Source organism: Peribacillus sp. BM1 (assembly GCF_056679975.1).
This window is the reverse complement of sequence record NZ_CM155259.1, coordinates 3,490,639-3,512,041: the sequence shown is the minus strand read 5'-3', so window position 1 is coordinate 3,512,041 and position 21,403 is coordinate 3,490,639. Positions and strand designations below refer to the sequence as shown.

At 37.8% G+C, this 21,403-nt stretch carries 19 protein-coding genes, 1 pseudogene, 1 riboswitch and 1 other annotated feature; of the genes and pseudogenes, 16 read left to right on the top strand and 4 right to left on the bottom strand.

Features of this window, described 5'->3' with window-relative positions; genetic code table 11:
• Window positions 1–37: 37 nt before the first annotated feature.
• From AC1MGI_RS16885 to AC1MGI_RS16865, 5 genes and pseudogenes are all read left to right on the top strand, one after another.
• Window positions 38–585: pseudogene (locus AC1MGI_RS16885) on the top strand (DUF6944 family repetitive protein).
• Between the two features lie 411 nt (window positions 586–996).
• Window positions 997–1,197, top strand: a complete 201-nt coding sequence (locus AC1MGI_RS16880) for a cold-shock protein (RefSeq protein ID WP_028391509.1) — start codon at window positions 997–999, stop codon at window positions 1,195–1,197.
• A gap of 500 nt (window positions 1,198–1,697) precedes the next feature.
• Window positions 1,698–3,614 (top strand): ATP-dependent DNA helicase, encoded by a 1,917-nt coding sequence (locus AC1MGI_RS16875; RefSeq protein ID WP_480346420.1) that lies wholly within the window; start codon window positions 1,698–1,700, stop codon window positions 3,612–3,614.
• 428 nt (window positions 3,615–4,042) lie between these two features.
• Window positions 4,043–4,144: riboswitch (purine riboswitch) on the top strand.
• Window positions 4,145–4,320: 176 nt separating this feature from the next.
• Window positions 4,321–4,917 carry a xanthine phosphoribosyltransferase gene (locus tag AC1MGI_RS16870; protein WP_480346419.1) on the top strand — a complete coding sequence of 199 codons (597 nt, stop codon included), beginning with the start codon at window positions 4,321–4,323 and terminating at the stop codon, window positions 4,915–4,917.
• A complete protein-coding gene (locus AC1MGI_RS16865) occupies window positions 4,910–6,220 on the top strand; it encodes a nucleobase:cation symporter-2 family protein (RefSeq protein ID WP_480346417.1) in 1,311 nt (436 codons plus the stop codon). Before AC1MGI_RS16870 ends, AC1MGI_RS16865 begins: the two co-directional genes overlap by 8 nt.
• 610 nt (window positions 6,221–6,830) lie before the next feature.
• Here the strand turns inward: AC1MGI_RS16865 and AC1MGI_RS16860 are convergent.
• A complete protein-coding gene (locus tag AC1MGI_RS16860) occupies window positions 6,831–7,283 on the bottom strand; it encodes a chemotaxis protein CheX (protein ID WP_480346415.1) in 453 nt (150 codons plus the stop codon).
• Window positions 7,284–7,502: 219 nt separating this feature from the next.
• Between AC1MGI_RS16860 and AC1MGI_RS16855 the strand changes: the two genes are divergently transcribed.
• The 6 genes from AC1MGI_RS16855 to AC1MGI_RS16830 all read left to right on the top strand — a co-directional run bounded on the left by AC1MGI_RS16855 (window position 7,503) and on the right by AC1MGI_RS16830 (window position 15,094).
• On the top strand, window positions 7,503–8,594 hold the full coding sequence (locus tag AC1MGI_RS16855; RefSeq protein ID WP_480346413.1) for a type III polyketide synthase: 1,092 nt from the start codon (window positions 7,503–7,505) through the stop codon (window positions 8,592–8,594).
• On the top strand, window positions 8,591–9,127 hold the full coding sequence (locus tag AC1MGI_RS16850) for an isoprenylcysteine carboxyl methyltransferase family protein (protein ID WP_480346411.1): 537 nt from the start codon (window positions 8,591–8,593) through the stop codon (window positions 9,125–9,127). The genes AC1MGI_RS16855 and AC1MGI_RS16850 overlap by 4 nt, the downstream gene beginning before the upstream one ends.
• A gap of 110 nt (window positions 9,128–9,237) precedes the next feature.
• Window positions 9,238–9,402, top strand: coding sequence for a hypothetical protein (locus AC1MGI_RS16845; RefSeq protein ID WP_480346410.1), 165 nt, complete (start codon window positions 9,238–9,240; stop codon window positions 9,400–9,402).
• A 163-nt stretch (window positions 9,403–9,565) separates the two neighbouring features.
• Complete coding sequence (locus AC1MGI_RS16840; RefSeq protein ID WP_480346409.1) at window positions 9,566–13,255, top strand: dynamin family protein; 3,690 nt, start codon at window positions 9,566–9,568, stop codon at window positions 13,253–13,255.
• A 55-nt stretch (window positions 13,256–13,310) separates the two neighbouring features.
• Window positions 13,311–14,156 (top strand): sulfurtransferase, encoded by an 846-nt coding sequence (locus tag AC1MGI_RS16835; protein WP_480346407.1) that lies wholly within the window; start codon window positions 13,311–13,313, stop codon window positions 14,154–14,156.
• Window positions 14,157–14,263: 107 nt separating this feature from the next.
• Window positions 14,264–15,094 (top strand): 5'-3' exonuclease, encoded by an 831-nt coding sequence (locus AC1MGI_RS16830; protein ID WP_480349838.1) that lies wholly within the window; start codon window positions 14,264–14,266, stop codon window positions 15,092–15,094.
• Between the two features lie 341 nt (window positions 15,095–15,435).
• Here the strand turns inward: AC1MGI_RS16830 and AC1MGI_RS16825 are convergent, their stop codons facing one another.
• Entirely contained in the window at window positions 15,436–15,570 is a 135-nt protein-coding gene (locus AC1MGI_RS16825) for a small, acid-soluble spore protein L (protein WP_400627949.1), read from the bottom strand.
• 125 nt (window positions 15,571–15,695) lie between these two features.
• Between AC1MGI_RS16825 and AC1MGI_RS16820 the strand changes: the two genes are divergently transcribed.
• On the top strand, window positions 15,696–15,971 hold the full coding sequence (locus AC1MGI_RS16820; RefSeq protein ID WP_480346406.1) for a DUF6123 family protein: 276 nt from the start codon (window positions 15,696–15,698) through the stop codon (window positions 15,969–15,971).
• A 46-nt stretch (window positions 15,972–16,017) separates the two neighbouring features.
• Here AC1MGI_RS16820 and AC1MGI_RS16815 read toward each other — a convergent pair whose 3' ends face one another.
• Window positions 16,018–16,926, bottom strand: a complete 909-nt coding sequence (locus AC1MGI_RS16815; RefSeq protein ID WP_480346404.1) for a DMT family transporter — start codon at window positions 16,924–16,926, stop codon at window positions 16,018–16,020.
• Window positions 16,923–17,327: a reverse transcriptase-like protein gene (locus tag AC1MGI_RS16810; RefSeq protein WP_480346402.1), complete on the bottom strand. Its 405-nt coding sequence runs from the start codon at window positions 17,325–17,327 to the stop codon at window positions 16,923–16,925. Before AC1MGI_RS16810 ends, AC1MGI_RS16815 begins: the two co-directional genes overlap by 4 nt.
• A 222-nt stretch (window positions 17,328–17,549) precedes the next feature.
• Between AC1MGI_RS16810 and AC1MGI_RS16805 the strand changes: the two genes are divergently transcribed.
• From AC1MGI_RS16805 to AC1MGI_RS16790, 4 genes are all read left to right on the top strand, one after another.
• Window positions 17,550–18,206 (top strand): ribonuclease H family protein, encoded by a 657-nt coding sequence (locus AC1MGI_RS16805; RefSeq protein WP_480346401.1) that lies wholly within the window; start codon window positions 17,550–17,552, stop codon window positions 18,204–18,206.
• 41 nt (window positions 18,207–18,247) lie between these two features.
• Window positions 18,248–18,427, top strand: coding sequence for a zinc-finger domain-containing protein (locus AC1MGI_RS16800; RefSeq protein ID WP_480346399.1), 180 nt, complete (start codon window positions 18,248–18,250; stop codon window positions 18,425–18,427).
• A gap of 66 nt (window positions 18,428–18,493) precedes the next feature.
• Window positions 18,494–18,704: a binding site (T-box leader), on the top strand.
• A gap of 57 nt (window positions 18,705–18,761) precedes the next feature.
• Window positions 18,762–19,862 carry a glutamate 5-kinase gene (gene proB, locus AC1MGI_RS16795; protein WP_480346397.1) on the top strand — a complete coding sequence of 367 codons (1,101 nt, stop codon included), beginning with the start codon at window positions 18,762–18,764 and terminating at the stop codon, window positions 19,860–19,862.
• Window positions 19,862–21,109: a glutamate-5-semialdehyde dehydrogenase gene (locus AC1MGI_RS16790; protein WP_480346395.1), complete on the top strand. Its 1,248-nt coding sequence runs from the start codon at window positions 19,862–19,864 to the stop codon at window positions 21,107–21,109. The genes proB and AC1MGI_RS16790 overlap by 1 nt, the downstream gene beginning before the upstream one ends.
• Window positions 21,110–21,403 lie beyond the last annotated feature (294 nt).

The following is a 21,403-nucleotide window of genomic DNA, read 5'->3' as shown; positions in this document are numbered from 1 at the left end:
GAATACTATTTATAAATGGGCGAGAGATGTGGTCTAAGTGGATGACCAGATTAAGGCGCTTATTGGAAGTTGGGTTCAGGTGATTGGAACATTCATTGCTGCTGTAGGTCCCACCCCATCTCCTATCTTATCAAAAGAACAACTAACTGATTTGAGTTTAATTGGGAATATACTACAGGCAGTGGGAGATGCTTTGTTGGCGGACACACTGGGAGATCAGACACTAGAAAAAATCGGAAATGAATTGCAAGCAATAAGAAATCCAACAGTAGTTAGTGGAATGCCTTTGGATTTCGAAGATACAACAAAAAAACAATTGATAATTAAGGGAAACTGGTTGCAGGCGTTAGAGGATTTACTGCAATTGGGGATGGGTTTGAAAATCTAAATGACCCAGATGAATCTATAAATGTGGTTGCGAATATTTTGCAGGGAATAGGGAATTCTCTTCAAGAATTGGGAGGAATAGAGGAACTTCAAAATAAAGATGATAAAGGTGAGACTCTAGGCATTGCAGGAAGTTGGATTCAAACAGTAGGCTCAGTTATGTCAGCGATTGAACAAACGAAAGAAACGGTCACTTAGAAGTTTTTTAAGTAAGTATAACCTGAATCTGTGACCTTTGTTGCTAAAAACAAATAAAGTGGAGCTTCCATCAGCGGGCTTTTTTTATTCAATGCTAATGGTTAGTTAAACTGTGATAAATATAGCTTCCATATTGATCTTCCTGTAAGTGTAGCAAAAGCTATTACGAATATGAAAGAACGATTAGAATTGTACAAAGGCTTTTTAAGATTATCAAAAGGAATTTGATTCTGGTGAACGAGTACTTATTTTCTGCTTATGCTTGCTTTTAATAGGACTATCTGTTATTCTAATAAAGAATTATTTTTGTTCGATATGAAAGAAATAGCTGTTGTATGACACATTATCTTCATTATCATCAGGGCAAGGATAGTAATACACTGTGTGCTATCACACTAGGAGGCAACAACAATGGAACAAGGTAAAGTAAAATGGTTTAACGCAGAAAAAGGTTTTGGATTTATCGAACGTGAAGGCGGAGACGACGTATTCGTACATTTCTCAGCTATTCAAGGAGAAGGATTCAAATCTCTTGATGAAGGTCAAGAAGTTACTTTCGAAGTAGAACAAGGTCAACGTGGACCCCAAGCTACTAACGTAAACAAAGCATAATAAGATTAAACATATATAAACAGGCTCCCTTTCTGGGGGCCTGTTTTCATCTGGAACGAACTATCTTTTTAGCTGAAATCCTACCCTGCTGCCTTAGTAATATCTTGACGGTCAACGAGAAATAAAGGATAATATAATTTTGCTGATAAAGTAAATTTTAACCACCATGATGTACGTAGAATCCCCCGTTGGTTCGTTAAATTAGGATAAAAGTAATGACAGGTTTATCACCCTTTTCGTGACGAATCATATAAAGTGAAACTTCAATTAGTGGGGGCTTCATCCTCCCACCGACGCTTCTTCGATTCCTCTAAGCCTTGAAGTAGGGGTCTTACTGCCCGTTAAAGCGGGATAAATGAACAGAAATTTCACAAATGAAAACTTCAACCATCATGAACATGGAACGAATAGATGAAGATTATTCTTAAATATAAACATAAAATGTCTAGCTATGGCACCTTGACCAAGGTGCTTGCGCTTTTCTTATTAGGAGGAAATTGATGATCCAGTCGCTGCCTTTTCCGATAACGAAAGAAGATTCATTTTACGATAAGCTTTCCGAGTGGATAGGGGATGTTTTTTATGACATCTTACCAGAAAAAGGCTTTGAATTAAGAGATGAACAAATTTTTATGGCTTTTCAATTAGAAAAAGCTTTTAAAGAAAAACAAGTGATGTTCGCTGAAGCAGGAGTAGGGACTGGAAAGACACTAGCTTACTTGCTTTATGCAATCTGTTATGCGCGCTATACGAATAAACCGGCGATCATTTCTTGTGCTGATGAAACACTCATCGAGCAATTGGTGAAAGAAGAAGGGGATATACAGAAAATTAAAGAATCCCTTGGATTAACAGTTGATGTTCGCTTAGCGAAATATCATGATCAATACCTATGTCTTAAAAAGTTGGAACATGCTGTTAATACAGTGGATTCAGAAGGAATTGATCAGGTTTATGACTCCCTGCCTAAATTCGTACATGGTAATGAGTCAATGTCTGCATATACGGCATATGGCGATCGAAAGCAATACCCATACCTAAATGATGAAGAATGGTCACAGGTAGGCTGGGATCAGCTGCAAAATTGTTTTACCTGTGATGTGAGACATCGCTGTGGTCAGACGCTTTCACGTGACCATTATCGTAAATCAAGCGATTTAATTATTTGTTCCCATGATTTCTTTATGGAGCATATTTGGACAAAAGAAAAGCGAAAGCGTGAAGGACAGCTACCGTTATTACCTGAATACAGCTGTGTCGTATTTGATGAAGGACATTTATTGGAGTACTCTGCTCAAAAAGCACTCACATATAAAATAGGTGAAGCGACTTTAGCTACCGTTCTAGAGTCCCTAGTTGCGAATGAAGTTCGCGAAGAAACGCTTTATATGATAGAAGATTTAATCGATATGAGTGAAAATTTCTTTGCGGTCCTACATGAACAATCGGTCCCTGTTACCGGTTCAAACCGCTCTGAAATACCAGCATCGAACGAAATTCATTCATTAGCCGTTAAGCTTCATAAGAAAGTAGAAGAACTTGAAGAAAGTCTCGTATTTGAAGCAGAGCTTTATACAATTAATGAATATGATTTGAAGGTGACGGAAGAGTATTTAGAGCAATTGAACTATTCCCTTTCATTATTTGTCAAAAATGAACAAGCGATCACATGGTTTGAGCAAACTGAAAATAGTAAAACATTGGTCATCATGCCAAGGCTTGTTCAAGAAATTCTGTCTGAAGAAGTGTTCACGAAGAAAATTCCTTATATTTTCTCTTCAGCAACCCTATCAAATGACGGTTCATTTGATTATATTGCAGACAGTTTAGGGATTAAAGATTCTAGTCATTTTTCAGTTTCTTCCCCATTTGAATATGATGAAGTGATGGATATTAAGTTGCCTGTTTTTTCAACAGATGACGCTGATGCCAAGCTAACTTATACTCTTAACAGTATCAAAGAAACAGAAGGTAGGACATTAGTCCTTTTCCAATCAAAAGAAGAGCTTCAGTGGTTTAAAAGACAGGCTGTATCCTCTCCTTATTCTTTCTATTTTGAAGGGGATGTAGAAATTAGCGAGCTGGTAAAGAAATTTCAAGAGGAGGAAACTTCTGTTCTGTTCTCTTACCATTTGTGGGAAGGCTTAGATGTACCAGGAGATTCATTAAAGAATGTCATTATCTTTTCGCTACCGTTCCCGCCACATGATCCTGTATTTCAGGCGAAACGCGATGTTTGTGCTAATCCTTTTGAACAAGTAGACTTACCGTATATGCTTTTACGCTTGAGACAAGGCATGGGCCGATTAATTCGTACAAGCGAAGATTCAGGTACTGTCCATATCCTTACTGAGAAAAGTCTTTCAAGATCAACTCTTGATAAAGTCATCGCTGTTTTACCAACATCATTAAAGTGAATAATCGTACAAAACGAATATGGTAACAGATGATTGTTCAAATGATAAAGTGAAACTTCAATCAGTGGGGGTTTTCTTCATCCCCCATTGATTGTTAGTCCCGTTCTAGTGTCGCTAAATCTTCGATAAAGCGACACTACGAACCCGATTGGTTCAACTAAACCGCAGAAGAACACAGCGGTGAGTTTCACTGTATCTCACCAATCGGGCTTTTACGGGCAGTTATCCCCCACCTACGCTTCCTCGATTCCTTTAAGCCTTGAGGTGGGGGTTTTACTGCCCGTTAATGCGGGATAAACGATTGTGCGCAAATATCTTTCGGAGATTTTATAGATGAAATGTGAAGGTTTTGCAGTATTCAATCACTAACAAAAAGAAGAAAAATAGTTCTGTTCAAATCGAATTACACCTGATATAATTTTAGTACAATAATAATATTCAGTTACACTCATATAATAGCAGGGATATGGCCTGCAAGTTTCTACCGGATTACCGTAAATGATCTGACTATGAGTGAGTCATATATATACTTGATGCTAATCATGCAGGCCGGTACTATTTGTATGTTTACCTGCCCATGTAATGCCCAAGGATGATTGTCTCACTCTACTATTCAGAGTCAGATAATGATCCTTGGGTTTTTTTATATTCTAAAATAACAAGGGTAATGAGTGAAAAGATCATGATGAATTGAGGGAGTATACACATGCAACTATTGAAAACGAAAATCCTAAAAGAAGGACAAGCATTATCCGAGAGCATACTGAAAGTCGATTCTTTTTTAAACCATAGAATGGATCCCGTTCTAATGCACGAAATGGGGAAAGAATTTAAACGTAGATTTCAAGATGAAAAGATAGATGTTGTCCTTACCATCGAATCATCTGGGATTGGTCCTGGTGTGATGGCTGCTCTTGAGTTTGGTGTTCCAATGATTTTCGCTAGAAAACGCAAATCGGTGACGTTAACTGATGATCTCATTACAGCTAATGTATATTCTTTTACAAAAAAAGAGGCAAATGAAATCGCCGTATCCAATAAGTTTATTGGTAACGGGGACAGAGTGTTAATCATTGACGATTTCCTTGCGAATGGCCAGGCGGCTTTAGGATTAATGGAAATTTGTCATAAAGTGAATGCGACTGTAGTAGGAATCGGAATTGTGATTGAAAAAGCCTTTCAAGATGGTGGTGAAAAATTACGAAAACAAGGCGTACGTGTTGAGTCCCTTGCAAAGATCGAAGCACTTAGTCTTGGAGAAATTACATTTGTAGAAGAGCGGGAGGGTGCAATCCATGAGTAATCATCCGCTTAAAACGGCGTCGCTAGGAATTCAGCATGTATTAGCTATGTATGCAGGTGCGATTATCGTACCTCTGATCGTTGGTGGCGCATTAGGATTAAGCGTAGAACAATTAACCTATCTTGTATCGATTGATATCTTCATGTGTGGAATTGCGACCATTTTACAAGTTTGGACAAATCGCTTTTTTGGAATCGGCCTGCCTGTAGTACTCGGCTGTACCTTTACCGCAGTTGGCCCGATGATCGAAATCGGTGGACAATATGGTATCACGTCCATCTATGGATCGATTCTTGTTTCGGGGCTTGTCGTGATGCTAATAGGGAAATCATTCGGAAAACTTGCTCGTTTCTTTCCGCCGCTTGTGACTGGCTCTGTCGTTTTGATTATTGGAATCACACTTATACCTGTAGCGATGAATAACCTAGGTGGGGGACAAGGAGCTAAAGATTTCGGGTCGTTAGAAAATGTGCTACTTGGATTTGGTACACTTCTATTGATTATCATTTTGTATAAATTTTTTACTGGATTCATACGATCTATTTCTATATTAATCGGTTTGCTGGTTGGAACAGTAGCTGCTTCGTTTTTCGGAAAAGTTGATTTTTCACCAGTTGCAGATGCATCAATTTTTCATATGCCACATTTATTTTATTTCGGGATGCCAACTTTTAATATACCAGCTATTTTAACAATGATACTAGTCGCGATTGTCAGTTTAGTTGAGTCAACCGGTGTTTATTATGCATTGGGTGATATTACTAATCGTAAAATCAGTCAAGATGATTTAGCGAAAGGATATCGTGCTGAAGGGCTAGCGATTGTGTTAGGCGGACTTTTCAACGCTTTTCCTTATACAGCTTTCTCCCAAAATGTAGGGCTTGTTCAATTATCAGGTGTGAAAAGTAAGAATGTAATCTATACTGTAGGGGCTATGTTAGTTGTGATCGGGCTAGTTCCGAAAATGGGAGCTCTAACAACAGTAATTCCTACATCAGTACTTGGCGGTGCCATGATTGCTATGTTTGGAATGGTGATCGCTGCTGGCATAAAAATGCTGAGCCAAGTTGACTTTGCAAGGCAGGAGAATTTATTGGTTATTGCTTGCTCCGTGGGCTTGGGGCTTGGGGTTACTGTCGTCCCAGACGTTTTCTTGAAATTACCGGAAAGCTTGCAGATCCTTACAAGCAATGGAATCGTAGCAGGAAGTATATCGGCCATTTTCCTTAATATCTTATTTAACATGATTCCTTCTAAACGAAGTATTAATAATCCTATGGTTTTTGAGCAGAAGGCATCTTGACCCACAGGGTAAATAATGAAGAAGAGGCTGTTTCAATGGGGTTTACCATTGAAACAGCCTATTTTATTGGCAATAAAATAAAGTGAAATGGAAACAGTTAACCACCTCATTCATATCTTATAAGAATAAGTATACGAAAGAGAGTGGAGTATGTGGAAAAGAAATATTGCAAACACTGCAGAACATTGTTAACCGTAGAACCAATTTGCGATCATTGTGGAAGAAATGAATTTCAAGATATCATTATTGAAGTTCAAAAGCAATCTCGTAGATTTAACTCGGAAAATCAGCTTTAGACATGCATGAATGATAGTTTGCACAAGTGAGTGACTTCGACCGTTACTTGCTTTTTTTGTATGAGGGACATGGGGACGGGGCTTCGCTACTTACAGATATAACCAATCTATTTATCAGGTTTACTGATTTTACCTTAGAAAACATCCAAAATCCGGCTTCGCACCGCCACCATTGAGATTAGGTGAGTGTAGCGTGCTTCATAATACGTCCTTCATAGTAAATGACGGCGTTTTAACGCCATATCTGTTTTGTAAAAAAAAACAGACGAAATCAATATTCGTCTGTAATCATTCATTCTATTTACGAAATGACATTATGATTCAATCATTAATAGAATGTGGATTTCTTGATTAGCCTCAATCGTTATGGACAAATGTACGGCTTTTTCAAATCCATATAGTTTAGTTTCGCCGACTAACACTGTTGGCGGGGAGATATCCATTACGATATTGTCAACCGTAAGTTGGGTAGCTAAATTTCCAGCAATCATATTCCCAAGCTCTGCGGCAAAGGATTCTAGCATTTCTCCTTCTAACGTCATGCCGAACATCGTTTCACCAATCCTGCCAATTGCGTCTGGATTACCTTCGATTAGTAACCTTCCACGGACATCGCCAGTCATACCTATTAAGACCCCAATACCGTTTTGTAGAAATGGTTCATTAATTAATAATGGTTTGCTCATTTCGAGATTGAGGGGAATAATCGTCTTTATTGCTTGAATGGTCCCGTTTAAAACGCCCGAAATCTGTGTGGTAACACTCATTCTATTACCTCCATAAAACAATATAATTAATCATACCACTTTATTGGGTATTTAGGACTGGTAATTTTAGAAAAAAACGAAAATTTTGTTAAAAAAACAGGAATAATGTCGTTTATTGGTTTGCAGACTGATTTTTGCTCAAGCAATGGTAATCATAGCTATGAATAAAGAACGTGTTTTTGGGAATGATAACCATCATTATCCCTGGAGGTGGAAATATTGCCATATATTCTATCAACATCACATATCCAACTTCCTTATTTATTTGCTCAAGAAAAATTAATGGAATTTTCACGTGAAATATTTGGTTCTTCTTTTAAAGACATTGATCGATTATTGAGAGCTTTTAAAAATGGACAAGTGGATACGCGTTATTTTATTAAAGATCTTGATTGGTTTAAACAAGATCACACATTCGAAGAACGAAACAATGCTTTTATTGAGGGTGCCGTGACATATGGAACTAAAGCCATTCAAAGCTGTCTATCTAATGACACTTTTTTGAAACAAGAAGTAGCATTACAAGAAATTGAAGCGATTTTTTTCGTAACAAGTTCAGGCATAGCGACGCCAACCATTGATGCACGAATTATGAATATTCTCCCTTTCTCCCCTCATACAAAGAGAATACCGCTATGGGGTTTAGGTTGTGCAGGAGGTGCGTCAGGGTTGTCTCGAGCCTTCGAGTATTGCAAGGCATTTCCAGAAGCAAAAGTGCTTGTTCTATCTGTCGAGCTATGTAGCCTGTCTTTTCAAAGGAATGATCGGTCGAAAAGTAACTTAATCGGCTCATCTTTGTTTTCAGATGGAGCTGCATGCGCTCTTATTTGTGGTGATGATGTTGCACGTGAAAAAATAAGTCAAGTAAAACGAGTCCCTAAAATACTGTCTACACAGTCCACTTTAATGTCAGATTCATTAGATGTCATGGGATGGGACGTAAAAAATGAAGGCCTTCATGTTATTTTTTCAAAAGATATACCGACGATTATTAGCAATTGGTTGAGTCCGAATGTAGACGTTTTTCTCGAGAAAAACGATATGAACCAACAAGATATTCGCCATTTCATTGCCCATCCAGGTGGTAAGAAAGTAATTGATGCGTATTGTGAATCATTAGGTTTTCATGAGGAAATGGTGAAGATCTCGATGGAAGTGTTAAGAGAGTATGGTAATATGTCTTCTGCTACCATTCTTTATGTGCTAGAGAAATTTATGGAACAAGATATAAACGAAGGAGAATATGGTCTTGCGGCTGCGCTTGGACCTGGCTTCAGTTCAGAATTACTATTAATGAGGTGGGAAGAATGACATTGCTACTATTTATTACTCTGCTCGCGGTACAGCGACTAAGCGAACTTGTATTGGCGAGATATAACGAAGATCGTTTAAAGGCGAAAGGGGGGCTTGAGTTCGGTAGCTCCCATTATCCATGGATTGTCCTTATGCATCTTGGATTCTTTTCGTCATTCATTGCAGAGGTCAACTTTCTTGATAAAAATGTCTCGGCAATATGGCCTTTTTGGCTAAGTATATTTTTACTAGTACAGATTGGAAGAGTCTGGGTCATTGCATCACTTGGACCGTATTGGAATACGAAAATTATCGTTCTGCCAGATGCAGAGGTTATTGCCAAAGGGCCCTATAAATATGTGAAGCATCCGAACTATATCATTGTTGCAACAGAGATCCTAGTCATATCATTCCTATATAATGCCTTTATCACAGCAACATTGTTCACATGTCTAAATGCATGGGTTATGTCAGTTCGAATTCCAATTGAAGAAAGAGCGTTGAAGAATTTAACAAGCTATTCCACCGTGTTCCTCAAAAATAAAAAATAAAAAAATCGTATTGAAAATGATTATCGTTCGTGATAAGATCTTTATATAAGATGAAAATGATTATCAATTGAGACAACTATAAATTAACTTATATAAGGATGGTGTATAAAATGGTCTGGTTTTTTGTTTTACTAACAGTTGTTACATATAGCTTTGTGATGAAATATGTGTTAAGCCATATTGCAAGCTCTAAGAAAGCACAAAAAGGTCCGGCAATGAAACAAAACATAACGAAAAATAACCAAACATACATCCCGACACCGACAACCAGGTAACATACTTGGTTGTTTTTTTATTCTTTTCTTTAATTCATTTCCAAACATATGAATAATTAACGAAATCGTTTACAATTAAGAGACAAGCTTGTATTGAATTTTCCATTTGATAATACATATGATAAATCGTAATTATACAACGATATTTAAGGGGAAGAGATGAATGGTTTACACTGATCCAACACTAACTTACAACTTCACTGATTTAATGTCCTTATACGAAAAACTTTCTGCAGAGGGAGATCAAACGAATGCAGAGAAAATAAAAGAGCTATTGCTAAAATCTCAGAAAGAAGAATATATGATAGCGTTCTGCGGGCACTTCTCAGCAGGAAAATCAAGTATGATTAATTTCTTATTAAATAAACAATTGCTTCCATCGAGTCCAATCCCGACAAGTGCGAATACGGTGAAAGTTCAAAAAGGTGAAGGCTTTGCAAAGGTCTATTATCGTAACCGGAAACCTGTAATATTTCCTGCTCCATATGATTACGCTGCTGTTAAGAATTTTGCGAAAGATGGTGATACCGTATCCTCTATTACAATTAGCTCGAAGGATTTTCCTCTACCTGATACTTGTGTGATTATGGATACACCTGGCATCGATTCAACAGATGACGCTCACCGAATTTCAACTGAGTCCGCCCTTCATTTAGCCGATGTCGTTTTTTATGTGATGGATTATAATCATGTTCAATCAGAAGTGAACTTTCTTTTTACGAGGGAACTGACAGAAGCGGGCAAGTCTCTCTATCTAATTGTCAATATGATTGATAAACATGATGAAAAGGAACTAAGTTTTGAAACATTTAAACAATCCGCTCGTGATGCTTTTGCGGCTTGGGGTGTCATTCCCGATGGTATGTTTTTCACATCCATCCGTGATTTGACGAATTCTCATAATGATGTTGAAACCGTCCGGCAATTTATTGACACTTTAGTTCAAAATAAAGAAACAAATCGTGAGCATACTCTAATTGTTTCTACGAAAAGGGTAATCAATCAGCATCTTAGTTGGTTAAAGGATAAATATGAGGAGGCACATTCAGAAGAACTTGAGTCATTATATAGCCTTCCTGATACTGAAAGATCCGTGATAACAGAAAATGTGAATCTACTTCTTCAGGAAAAACATGAATTAGTTCGTAATATAGAACTGGTGAAAGAAAATTTTGCTCAAGGGACACAATCTATCATAAAAAATGCCATACTCATGCCTGCAGGAACCCGCGAATTGGCCAATCAATTCCTAGATTCCACGCAGAAAGACTTCAAAACGGGTCTGTTTTTCACAAAGAAAAAAACAGAACAAGAACGTCAAGAACGAAGACAAGTGTTTCTAACAGATATACAGGAAAAAGTTAAAACACAGTTAGAATGGCATATTAAAGAGCAAGCTGTCCAAACGGTGGCTGCGTCTGGCGTCCATGATGCACGTATGGAACAAACTGCACAGAGCCTACACGTAGAGATTACGGAATCCTTAGTAACTAGTTTACTTAAGGGGCAAGTGCAAATTACGGGAGAATATGTATTAAATTATACAAATGAGCTTTCTGAAGCAATTAAAAGAGAAGCAAGAAAATCGTGTGAACAATTCATGGATCAACTTTCTCAAAAAATGCTGGAAAAGAATGAGCGGCGCACTCAGGAATTAGATGTTGAATTGAAGCGGTTTTCATCGTACCAATATGCGTTAATTTTGGTCAATGCGATGGAAAAAGAACTCCAAGGAGAAAAAGACCAGATTGCTGAAATACTTGCAGGTAATGGAAACCGACAGCCTCAAGTAGAACAAATATTGGCAGCTTGGCTGAAAGAAGAAAATGAAGCAGAAAGAAAAATAACTGTTCAAGAGGAAATTCAACAGCAGAATAAGGTTGAAAAGAAGAAGAAAAAGGAAGAAGTTCCTTTAGATCGAGTAGAATCGCAAGTAGCAACCAAGCGAATCAGTTCGAAAGATAAACTACACCAAACAGCTGTTAGTTTGTCAGGAGTCGCCAATTTGATTTCACCTTTAAAAGGATTTCAATCTTTATATAAAGAATTAAAGGAAAAATCTAAGCGACTTGAAAATCAAACGTTTACTGTTGCTTTATTTGGTGCTTTCAGTGCAGGGAAATCTTCCTTTGCCAACGCATTGATGGGAGAAAGCGTACTCCCTGTTTCACCAAACCCGACAACAGCGGCAATCAATAAAATTATGGCAGTAGATCAAGCCCATAAGCATGGGACTGCATCCGTCAAGCTTAAAACGGAAGCCATGCTCCTTGAAGATGTGAATGTAGCGCTCGCTGTTTTTGCAGAAAAAGCAGCAAATCTAGATGAAGCGCATCATCTTTCTAAAGTCATTATCGAAAAAAACAGCCAAACTGAAACGGGTAAAACACAATTGTCATTTTTACGTGCTTTTCACGCAGGGTTGCCGCAATACAAAAGCGAGCTTGGTATGACTTTGACTGTTAATTTGGCTGGATTCCGTCAGTTTGCTGCCGAAGAGATGAAGTCCTGTCTGGTTGATTTAATTGAATTATATTACGACTGCGAATGGACGAGGCAAGGCATGGTATTAGTCGATACACCTGGGGCAGATTCGATTAATGCTCGACATACCGGTGCCGCATTTGAATACATTAAGAACTCTGATGCGGTTCTTTTCGTAACCTACTATAATCATCCATTTTCAAAAGCAGACCGTGAATTTCTCATCCAACTTGGCCGAGTGAAAGACTCCTTTGCGATGGATAAAATGTTCTTCATTGTCAATGCCGCTGATTTAGCAGAATCACAAGATGAGATCATTGAGGTCAAAGAGTATGTAGAAGAGGAGTTGGCTGGTTTTGGTATCCGTTTTCCGAAGCTATTTGCGCTAAGCAGTAAAGGTGCTTTAGGAGAAAAGCAGAAACAAGGCTCGTTTTCCCATCCTTTTCTTCCAGACAGTGGTATTGCCAAATTTGAAGCCCAGTTTCATGCATTTATCGAGCACGACCTAATGGATCTTGCTTTAAAATCAGCAAAAGCTACCATGATTCGGGCTGAGGAGTTATTGATGGATGTTATTATCACATCTAAGCAAGATAAAGAAACGAAGCGAAAAGCATTGCTCAAGCAAAAAGTAGATTTTCAAAAAATGACACAAATTGTGCAGGAAATGAGCGGTGAAACCGATAAGCAACGCTTGAAAAAAGAAATCGATGAGCTGATCTTTTATAGCAAACAGCGAGTGTTTTTTCGATTTGCTGATTTTTTCAAAGAATCCTTTAATCCAGCTGTATTAAAAGATGATGGCCAGGATATGAAAGTAGTCTTGAAACAATCGTTAATCAGTTTATTAGAAGCATTAGGGTTTGACTTTGCTCAAGAAATGCGAGCAACCGCTTTAAGGGCTGAATTATATGTAAATAAGCTCGTTTTAGAAAAGCAAAAATCGATGATGGAGCAAATTCAAAAGGTAAAGAAGAACATTGCCCTAAAACCGTATGAATCACAAAGTGGCCCAATTATTGAATTCAAGCGTGCGTTTATTGGGCTAACAGCGAATGAATTTAAAAAAGAACTTGCCTTATTTAAGAGCCCGAAAGCATTCTTTGAGAAAAATGAAAAAGTCAAAATGCATGATGCACTAAAAGAAAAGTTGGATAAACCAGCACTTGATTATGTAAATGCAAAAAGGGAGCAATTAAATGAAAGCTATCAAGAGCATTTTTTGCAACAATTTATTTTGTTGCAAAAAAATAATGAAGCAGAACTCACTGAAATTTTTGTAGGCTTACAAGCTGCTCTTGAAGAAACGATTGATATCCCCCGCTATGAACAAATTGTAGAAGAAGTTAAACGTTTAAATCAAAAGTAAAGAAAAAAATGCGGGGGCCCTTGAAACAACTCTAATTAAAGGAGCAAACAAAAAAATGTCATATCTGATTGGAACATATGAATTATTGGAAGCAATGAAAGCTGAAGAAATTAGAATTGTCGATTGCCGATTTAAGCTTAGTGAACCTTCATACGGCAGAGAACTTTATAACAAAGAACATATTTCTGGAGCTGTGTATTTCCATCTTGAAGAAGATATGTCAGGATCGGTGGGTACCCATGGTGGCAGACACCCGCTGCCTAATCTTGCTGAATTTAAACAAAAGCTTGAAGAAGCGGGAATTGGAAATAACACAAGAGTAGTCGCTTATGATGGTGGAGAAGGAGCCTTTGCCTCAAGATTTGTTTGGATGCTATCCTACCTAGGGCATAAGCATGTTCAAATTCTAAATGGCGGCTACCCTGCATGGAAACGAGCAGAGGGAAGAGTGGACGGAGAGGTATCTCATCACAATAAACAAACTTTCGAAGTTGTGACCGATTCTACCATTCTTGCTACATATGCTGAAGTGAAAGAATATGTGAATCGCAAGCCGAATGAAGCTACTCTGCTTGATTCTCGGGAAGAAAGACGTTATTTAGGAATGGAAGAGCCAATTGATAAGGTGGCAGGACATATTCCTGGTGCGATTAACAAACGATGGATGGATGGAATAAAAGACGGCTCATTTTTATCTACTGAAAAACAACGAGAAAGATTTGCTGAATTAAGCAATACTCAATCAGTGATCGTGTATTGTGGCTCAGGTGTCACAGCCGCTCCGAATTATATTGCACTAAAAGAAGCAGGATTTGAACAAGTTAAGCTATATGTGGGAAGCTTTAGTGATTGGATTTCTTATGAGGAGAATGAGGTTGCTAAGCATAATGGACTTTATTAGTATGAAACTAGTAATTATCCTGAAATAATAGTAGAGTAGTGTATGAGGTGATTGTTTTGGATGTAAAAGAAAAAGAACAGCTGCCATCCTTTTTACTTGTTGATGGAATGGCACTTTTATTTAGAGCATTTTATGCAACAGCAGTAACCGGACAATTTATGATTAATTCAAAAGGTGTTCCAACGAATGCAGTTCAAGGTTTTCTTAAACATATGCTCATGGCTATTGATCATTTTTCACCAAGTCATGTTGCCGTTTGTTGGGATATGGGAAGTAAAACCTTTCGTAACGATTTATTCCCGGAATATAAGGCAAATCGATCGGAAGCACCGGTTGAGATGAGACCTCAGTTTGAATTGGCAAAGGAAGCTGTTGAAGCATTTAACATTCCTAACATTGGTGTTATTGGATATGAAGCAGATGATTGCATGGGAACCATTGCCAAAACAGCTATGAATGAAAGTCATGTATCAATATTGACAGGTGATCAGGACATGCTGCAATTGATTGATGATCGCATTTCTGTTGTACTGCTTAAAAAAGGATATGGAAACTATGAAGTCCATAATGGCGAAAGCTTTTTTGAGTGGAAGGGTATTACACCAAAGCAAATGATTGATTTAAAAGCACTGATGGGTGATACTGCGGATAATTATCCGGGAGTAAAAGGGATAGGAGAGAAGACCGCGTTAAAGTTGCTCATTCAACATGAAAATATTGAAGGTATTCTCAATAATCTTGCATCACTTACAAAAACTCAGCAAACAAAAATCCAAGATGCCGTTGACATGCTTCATTTATCAAGACAGCTCGCAGAAATTAAATGTGATGTTCCTATTTCATGTCCACTTGAAACGAGCGTTTATCGCTATGACCAGGAAAAGGTTAGAAAGCTAGCAGAAGACCATGAATTCAAAACGATTCAACGAATCATCTAATAAAAAACCGCATCCTAAGGTCCTATGATCCGGAATGCGGTTTTTCCCACAGTAAATTTTACGAAAGATATAATTGGATCACTTGGGAAGTCGGTCTACTAGCAGAAAAACCTTTAATATATGCCAATTTTGATGGGGAGAATCCACGCTGATTGAGACTGCTTATGCCTTTTATGTTATTGTTCGTTTAACTATTATCCCACTCTTAACGGGCAAATACCCACCTCAAGATTTTGAGAATGAAAAATGAAGATAGGTGGGGGATCAAACTGCCCATAAAGGTCCGATTGGTTCAACTAACCATCAGTGGAATGAGGAATCCCACTGATGGAAGCTTCACTTTATTTATGATTTTCTTTCTTGGCTTTTTGTTCTAATTGCGATTTAGGACTTGTGTTGCCTTTGCCTCCACCTGAATATCCTTGAGGATTTACCCCGCTAAATGCATCATTGCCACGGTTGCGATTTTTGCTCAATGAAAACACCTCCTAGCTCTACTATTTCCTTAAAGTTCAAAAATAATATGGAAACTTTTGTCGAAAAATGGATAGTCAAATAGGGTGATTTAAGGTAATATGTAGAATGGAAAAGGATGGAGTGAATGTTTGTGGAGAAAACAGTGGAGGAATATGTTTGTTTTCTAGAAGAAAAAGGCTTCACTTTTGGAGAAGATGCCATTGGCTTTATTTATTTCGGCCAGCGTTATACAAAAGCGAGCGATTTCCTTGTTAATACAGCCATAGAATTAACGTTAAAAGCACAAAAAAACTTCGATGGTAGCTTTTATATTTCTTTACTAGAAACGATGAAGAGAAATAAGATAGCCAGTCGTTCTAAAGCTGAACGATTTGCTCGTGAACAGGGATTGTTAAATTAGATAGAATGGTGAAATGAAAGCTGCTTGAATTGTTAGCTAAGCCGCCCTATTCAAGTTGGGCGGCTAATTTTTTCGGAAAAGGTAACTCGGCACAAATCATGCCTGTCAGAATAAATAAACAGCCAATAAGTGATACGGTTGTAAGACTTTCGCCGATTAAAACAAAAGATGTTAGTGCCGCAAATACAGGTTCCATTGCAAAAATCAACGCAACTCTCGTTGGGGAGGTATAGCTTTGAAAATAGGTTTGGGCAAAGAACGCAAAAGCTGTCGCAAAAAAAGCAGTAACAAGTAAAGCGCTCCAAACATCTGGCTTTAGCATAACGTCTGGGTTCATTAGCACAGAGAAATCTTCGAATAAAAGAGCCGACACGAAAGAAAGAATGGCAACCGACAAGACTTGGATAATCGTTAAAGGCAAGGCTGGATGTGCTTTCGCATATTTTGCGGTCATAATGATCTGCATCGCAAAACTGATGGCACAGAAAAACACGAGCACATCGCCAAATACGATCGTAGAACCTTTTGCAGCTGTTAAAAAATATAATCCAAAAGTCGCGAATAGCACGCCTAGAATGGTTGGCAGTCGTAATTTTTGCTTCAATAACAGCAAAGAAAATAGCGGGACGAGTACTACACTTAAGCCGGTGATAAAACCTGCTTTTGCAGGCGTTGTCGTTAATAAACCAACTGTTTGAAAGGCATAGCCCAAAAATAACCAGATGCCGATTTTAATTCCAGAAAAAAGTAAAGATCTTGTCCAAATCACATCGTTTTTTTGGGAATAAAAAATTCGATAACCAATAATTAGTAAAAAAGCCGCGATAAAAAAACGGATCGCATTAAATAGATGTGGCTCTAAGAAACCGATCGCATTTTGAACCATAACGAATGTTGAACCCCAAATGAAAACGACAAATAATAAGGTTAAATCAGCTACTGTCGCTTTCTTCATGACTCTGTACCTCTATTATTCATTCGAACCGCTCTCCTTGCTAGCTCATCGGCGGACTTATTCTCGCTACTTGGAATCCATTTTAGAAAAAACAAGTCCAATTTACTAGACAAATCGAGGACCTGATCTAATAATGTAGAATACTTTTTATTTTTCACAAATCCTTTTTCAACTGCTTGATTAATAAGTTGTGAATCTGTACGAAATGAAACAATCTTAAATTGATGACTCAGACAAATTTCCAGAGCCTTAATCAATGCCCAGTACTCCGCTTCATGATTTTCCATAATTCCAAGTGGAATGGAATGCCGTTCGACGGTTCCATTATTATTTATAAAAATGCCAGCGCCGCTCGGTCCAGGATTTCCTGCACTAGCACCATCGATATGTACCTCAATCATGATGATAAACACTTCCTTAAAGAATAATTTGATAATGTTTAGTAAAATCCTTAAGTAATATATCTGATATTTCTTACATTCAATAATAAGCATGAATCCATGTATTTCTGCGTAAAATATGAGAAAATAATATCGTTTAGTATGAAGACACAACAGTTATTATAGTCTTTAATGAATGAATTTTGTATAAATATTTGAAAAAGTTTATTAGGGGGTAATGAATTGAAGGTCACCATGCATTGGCAGTATCATCAGGCTAAGAAACCCTCCGCTATGTTTACCTCTGATTGGATTTCTGCAAAAGAAGCGTTGATTATTGCAGACGATCTTGAAAAAACAGGACGTTTGAAGGACATAGAGTTCAAAGATGAAAGAGGAACCTCTTGGACAAAGAAGGAAATGAAAAAATTATTAACTGAAATCGAGCATGAACCTCAGGATGTAACGGTCTACTTTGATGGTGGCTATCATAAGGATTCAAATATGACCGGCATCGGTGTAGTTATTTATTATAAACAAGGCAGGGAAAGCTTTAGAATTCGTCTAAACGGTTTATTAAAGGAGCTTGAATCGAATAATGAAGCTGAATATGCTGCTTTTTATGAAGCAATGAATCAGCTAGAGATACTTGGTGTACATCACCAAATCGTTACATTCCACGGAGATTCCCAAGTTGTCCTAAACCAATTATCAGGAGAATGGCCTTGTTTTGAAAAGGTATTGAATGCATGGGGGGATCGAATCGAGGAAAAGCTGAAAAAACTTGGCATCACGCCGATTTACGATCCTATAACCCGGAAAAGGAACGCTGAAGCAGATCAACTTGCTTCACAAGCTCTCCGAGGAGAAGAAATTTTTAGTCAACTTCAGGTTAAATGAAAGGATTTATCGTTTTAAAAAGTAAAGAAGGAGTAGAAAAGATGAGCAGGAATGAATGGTATAATGAAGTACAAGAAATTTTAGAGCTTCAGTGCAAAGGGTGCTTTGTTCATAAACAATTTAAAAAAGAAAAAGGCAGACGGTTTGCCCATAAATTTTGTATTTCGCAGTGCACTGTCGGAGAGCAACTACGAACAGTAGGAAAAAAACTTATTAAATAAAAGATGTGATACTACTTCCTCATTACCTATTGACAATTTTCTAATTTTTTTGCATACTTAATAAAAACTTGAACGAAGATAGAAGAATAGTAAATGTCATTCATTGTGTCAGAGAGCGGGGGATTGCTGAGAACCCGTCACAATGAACCATTGAACCTGCTTCTGGAGTCCTGGGAGAAAACCGGGCGTATCCTTGGCGTTAACAAGAAAAGTGGGATGCAAAATAATGCATTCAACAAAGGTGGTACCACGGAAACTTACCCTTTTCGTCCTTTTTTTAGAGGATGAGAAGGGTTTTTTTATACATAAATGATGATTTATGGAGGAAATATTCATGCAAAAGAAACGGATCGTCGTGAAAATAGGAAGTAGCTCTTTAACGAATAGTAAGGGGCAAATTGATCAGGAAAAAATATCGGATCATGTAGCAGCCATTGCCAAGTTGAAGGATGCTGGGCATGAGGTACTATTAGTATCTTCCGGGGCCGTTGCGGCTGGTTTTCGGAAATTAGGCTATTCTTCACGTCCCGTCACCTTAAAAGGAAAGCAAGCTGCTGCAGCTGTCGGTCAAAGTGTACTTATTCAGTCGTATAATGAGCAGTTTAGTGAATATGGAATCATTCCTGCACAAATTTTATTAACAAGAACGGATTTTTCCAATAAAAATAGGTATCGAAATGCACATGAAACATTGACGGAATTGCTTAGTCGAGGGATCCTGCCAATTATTAATGAAAATGACACGGTTTCTATCGAAGAACTAACCTTTGGAGATAATGATATGCTATCTGCTTTAGTAAGCGGACTTGTACATGCGGATCAGCTTATCATTTTGACCGATATAAATGGGTTATATGACGCGAATCCGAATAAACAGCATGATGCGAAACGAATTGATTATATAGAAATGGTGACCGATGATCTCATGAAGCTTGGAGGAGATTCTGACTCGAAGGTTGGGACTGGTGGAATGAAGTCCAAGCTTTATGCTGCTAAAACTGCTTTAGCATTAGGGGTAAAGGTCTTTATCGGAACTGGCGATGGAAGTAAAAAACTCAAAGAAATTATGTCTGGAAAAGGTGACGGCACCTATATTGGGAAAGATGCCCTCCCGACCATTGCCAGAAACAAACAGTGGATATCGCTTCATTCACATGTGTCAGGTGCCTTATTTGTTGATGAAGGCGCCGAAGAAGCGTTAGTGAAAAAAGGTAGCAGTTTGCTTCCAGCTGGTATTTATAAAATGATTGGTAGCTTTGATAAAGGAGATGTAGTTGAGGTATATGGATCATTAGGCCTACTTGGAAAGGGAGAAGTACTCTATTCGGAAAACGAACTAAAATCGGTCATGGGCAAAAGAAGTGATGAGATTGTTTTTCCAGCAATTGAAGTGATTCATCGAGATAAGTGGGTAAAAATTAAGGAGGAAAAATAATGAGTGAAATAGCTGAAAAAGGAATTCGAGCCAAAGCTGCAAGTTATCAAATGGTCAATGTTTCAACAATTGAGAAAAACGAAGCATTAAAAAAGATTGCTGAACAGTTAATCGCTGAACAAGCCTATTTAATGATGGAGAACAAAAAAGATTTGGTAGCAGGTAGTGAAAATGGCTTAACTACTGCGGTGCTTGACCGAATTATGTTAGATGAAAAGCGCATTACTGCAATGGCAGAGGCGATTCAATTATTGATCGAGCTTCCTGACCCAATCGGCGAAACATTAGAAACGATAGAAAAAGAGAATGGTCTTTTAATCAAAAAAGAGCGAGTTCCTCTTGGCGTTATCGGGATGATCTATGAAGCTAGACCGAATGTAACGATTGATGCTGCAACTCTTTCTTTAAAAACGGGAAATGCGGTCATTTTACGTGGAAGTTCTTCAGCACAGCATTCTAACCAAGCAATAATAAAGGTCGTTCATCAGGCATTGAAAAATACGAAACTACCGGTTGATGCTGTTCAATTAATTGAAGATACTAGCAGAGAGACAGCGAAAGAGCTTTTCCATGCAAGTGAATATTTAGATGTGTTAATACCAAGGGGTAGTAAAAATCTAATAGACACAGTTGTAAGAGAATCTACGGTTCCCGTTCTCGAAACAGGCGCAGGAAACTGTCATATTTATCTTGATGAAAGTGCAGATTTTGCAATGGCAACAGATATTATTGTAAATGCAAAAACTCAGCGTCCTTCGGTATGTAATGCTGTGGAAAGCCTTGTTATTCAAGAAAAATGGTTGGAGATTCATGGGAAAGATTTGTTGGAATTGCTACATGAAACTGGTATAAACCTATTCGGCGATAACAAAGTTCTAGCACAGTTTCCTGAAGTAAACGAAGCGACAGAAGAGGATTGGTCTACAGAATACTTAGATTTATCACTAAGTGTTAAAACAGTTGCCAATGTATTAGAAGCTGTCCATCATATCAATACTTATGGAACAAAGCACTCAGAAGCAATTCTTACAAATGATAAGGTCGCAGCGAAGTTCTTTTTAACAAATGTTGATGCGGCGGCTGTTTATCATAATGCATCTACTCGCTTTACAGATGGATTCGAATTTGGCTATGGTGCTGAAATTGGCATTAGCACCCAAAAGCTTCATGCTAGAGGGCCAATGGGACTACCAGCACTCACGTCCACGAAGTATTTCATTTATGGCCAAGGACAAATTAGATCCTAATTAAAATTACACAGTAACTAATCAATATGATATGAAAAAGGAAAACTTTAGTGATAGAGAATGTGAATCGCAATTAATCGGATTACAATAAAAATTCTGGCTATCGAGCTATCAGCTTGGTAGCCAATTTTTAATTTTCAATACCTCAAGATTGATACATAACGGTTAGATCAAGCGGCATTTCATTTTAGAAAATAGGCCCGTGTTGTAAGTCAAGAACATATTGCTTTTTTGAATTTTGTATATCGTATCGGTTTAGTTTCGTCCTATTCGGCGATAATTAAGGACTCTAGC

Coding starts and splice junctions, on each gene's coding strand:
- AC1MGI_RS16835 (WP_480346407.1), top strand. CDS start 13,311: ATGTCATATCTGATTGGAACATATGAATTATTGGAAGCAATGAAAGCT.
- AC1MGI_RS16880 (WP_028391509.1), top strand. CDS start 997: ATGGAACAAGGTAAAGTAAAATGGTTTAACGCAGAAAAAGGTTTTGGA.
- AC1MGI_RS16800 (WP_480346399.1), top strand. CDS start 18,248: ATGAGCAGGAATGAATGGTATAATGAAGTACAAGAAATTTTAGAGCTT.
- AC1MGI_RS16870 (WP_480346419.1), top strand. CDS start 4,321: ATGCAACTATTGAAAACGAAAATCCTAAAAGAAGGACAAGCATTATCC.
- AC1MGI_RS16810 (WP_480346402.1), bottom strand. CDS start 17,327: ATGATTGAGGTACATATCGATGGTGCTAGTGCAGGAAATCCTGGACCG.
- AC1MGI_RS16815 (WP_480346404.1), bottom strand. CDS start 16,926: ATGAAGAAAGCGACAGTAGCTGATTTAACCTTATTATTTGTCGTTTTC.
- AC1MGI_RS16865 (WP_480346417.1), top strand. CDS start 4,910: ATGAGTAATCATCCGCTTAAAACGGCGTCGCTAGGAATTCAGCATGTA.
- AC1MGI_RS16840 (WP_480346409.1), top strand. CDS start 9,566: ATGGTTTACACTGATCCAACACTAACTTACAACTTCACTGATTTAATG.
- proB (WP_480346397.1), top strand. CDS start 18,762: ATGCAAAAGAAACGGATCGTCGTGAAAATAGGAAGTAGCTCTTTAACG.
- AC1MGI_RS16860 (WP_480346415.1), bottom strand. CDS start 7,283: ATGAGTGTTACCACACAGATTTCGGGCGTTTTAAACGGGACCATTCAA.
- AC1MGI_RS16850 (WP_480346411.1), top strand. CDS start 8,591: ATGACATTGCTACTATTTATTACTCTGCTCGCGGTACAGCGACTAAGC.
- AC1MGI_RS16875 (WP_480346420.1), top strand. CDS start 1,698: ATGATCCAGTCGCTGCCTTTTCCGATAACGAAAGAAGATTCATTTTAC.
- AC1MGI_RS16820 (WP_480346406.1), top strand. CDS start 15,696: ATGTTTGTGGAGAAAACAGTGGAGGAATATGTTTGTTTTCTAGAAGAA.
- AC1MGI_RS16830 (WP_480349838.1), top strand. CDS start 14,264: ATGGCACTTTTATTTAGAGCATTTTATGCAACAGCAGTAACCGGACAA.
- AC1MGI_RS16790 (WP_480346395.1), top strand. CDS start 19,862: ATGAGTGAAATAGCTGAAAAAGGAATTCGAGCCAAAGCTGCAAGTTAT.
- AC1MGI_RS16845 (WP_480346410.1), top strand. CDS start 9,238: ATGGTCTGGTTTTTTGTTTTACTAACAGTTGTTACATATAGCTTTGTG.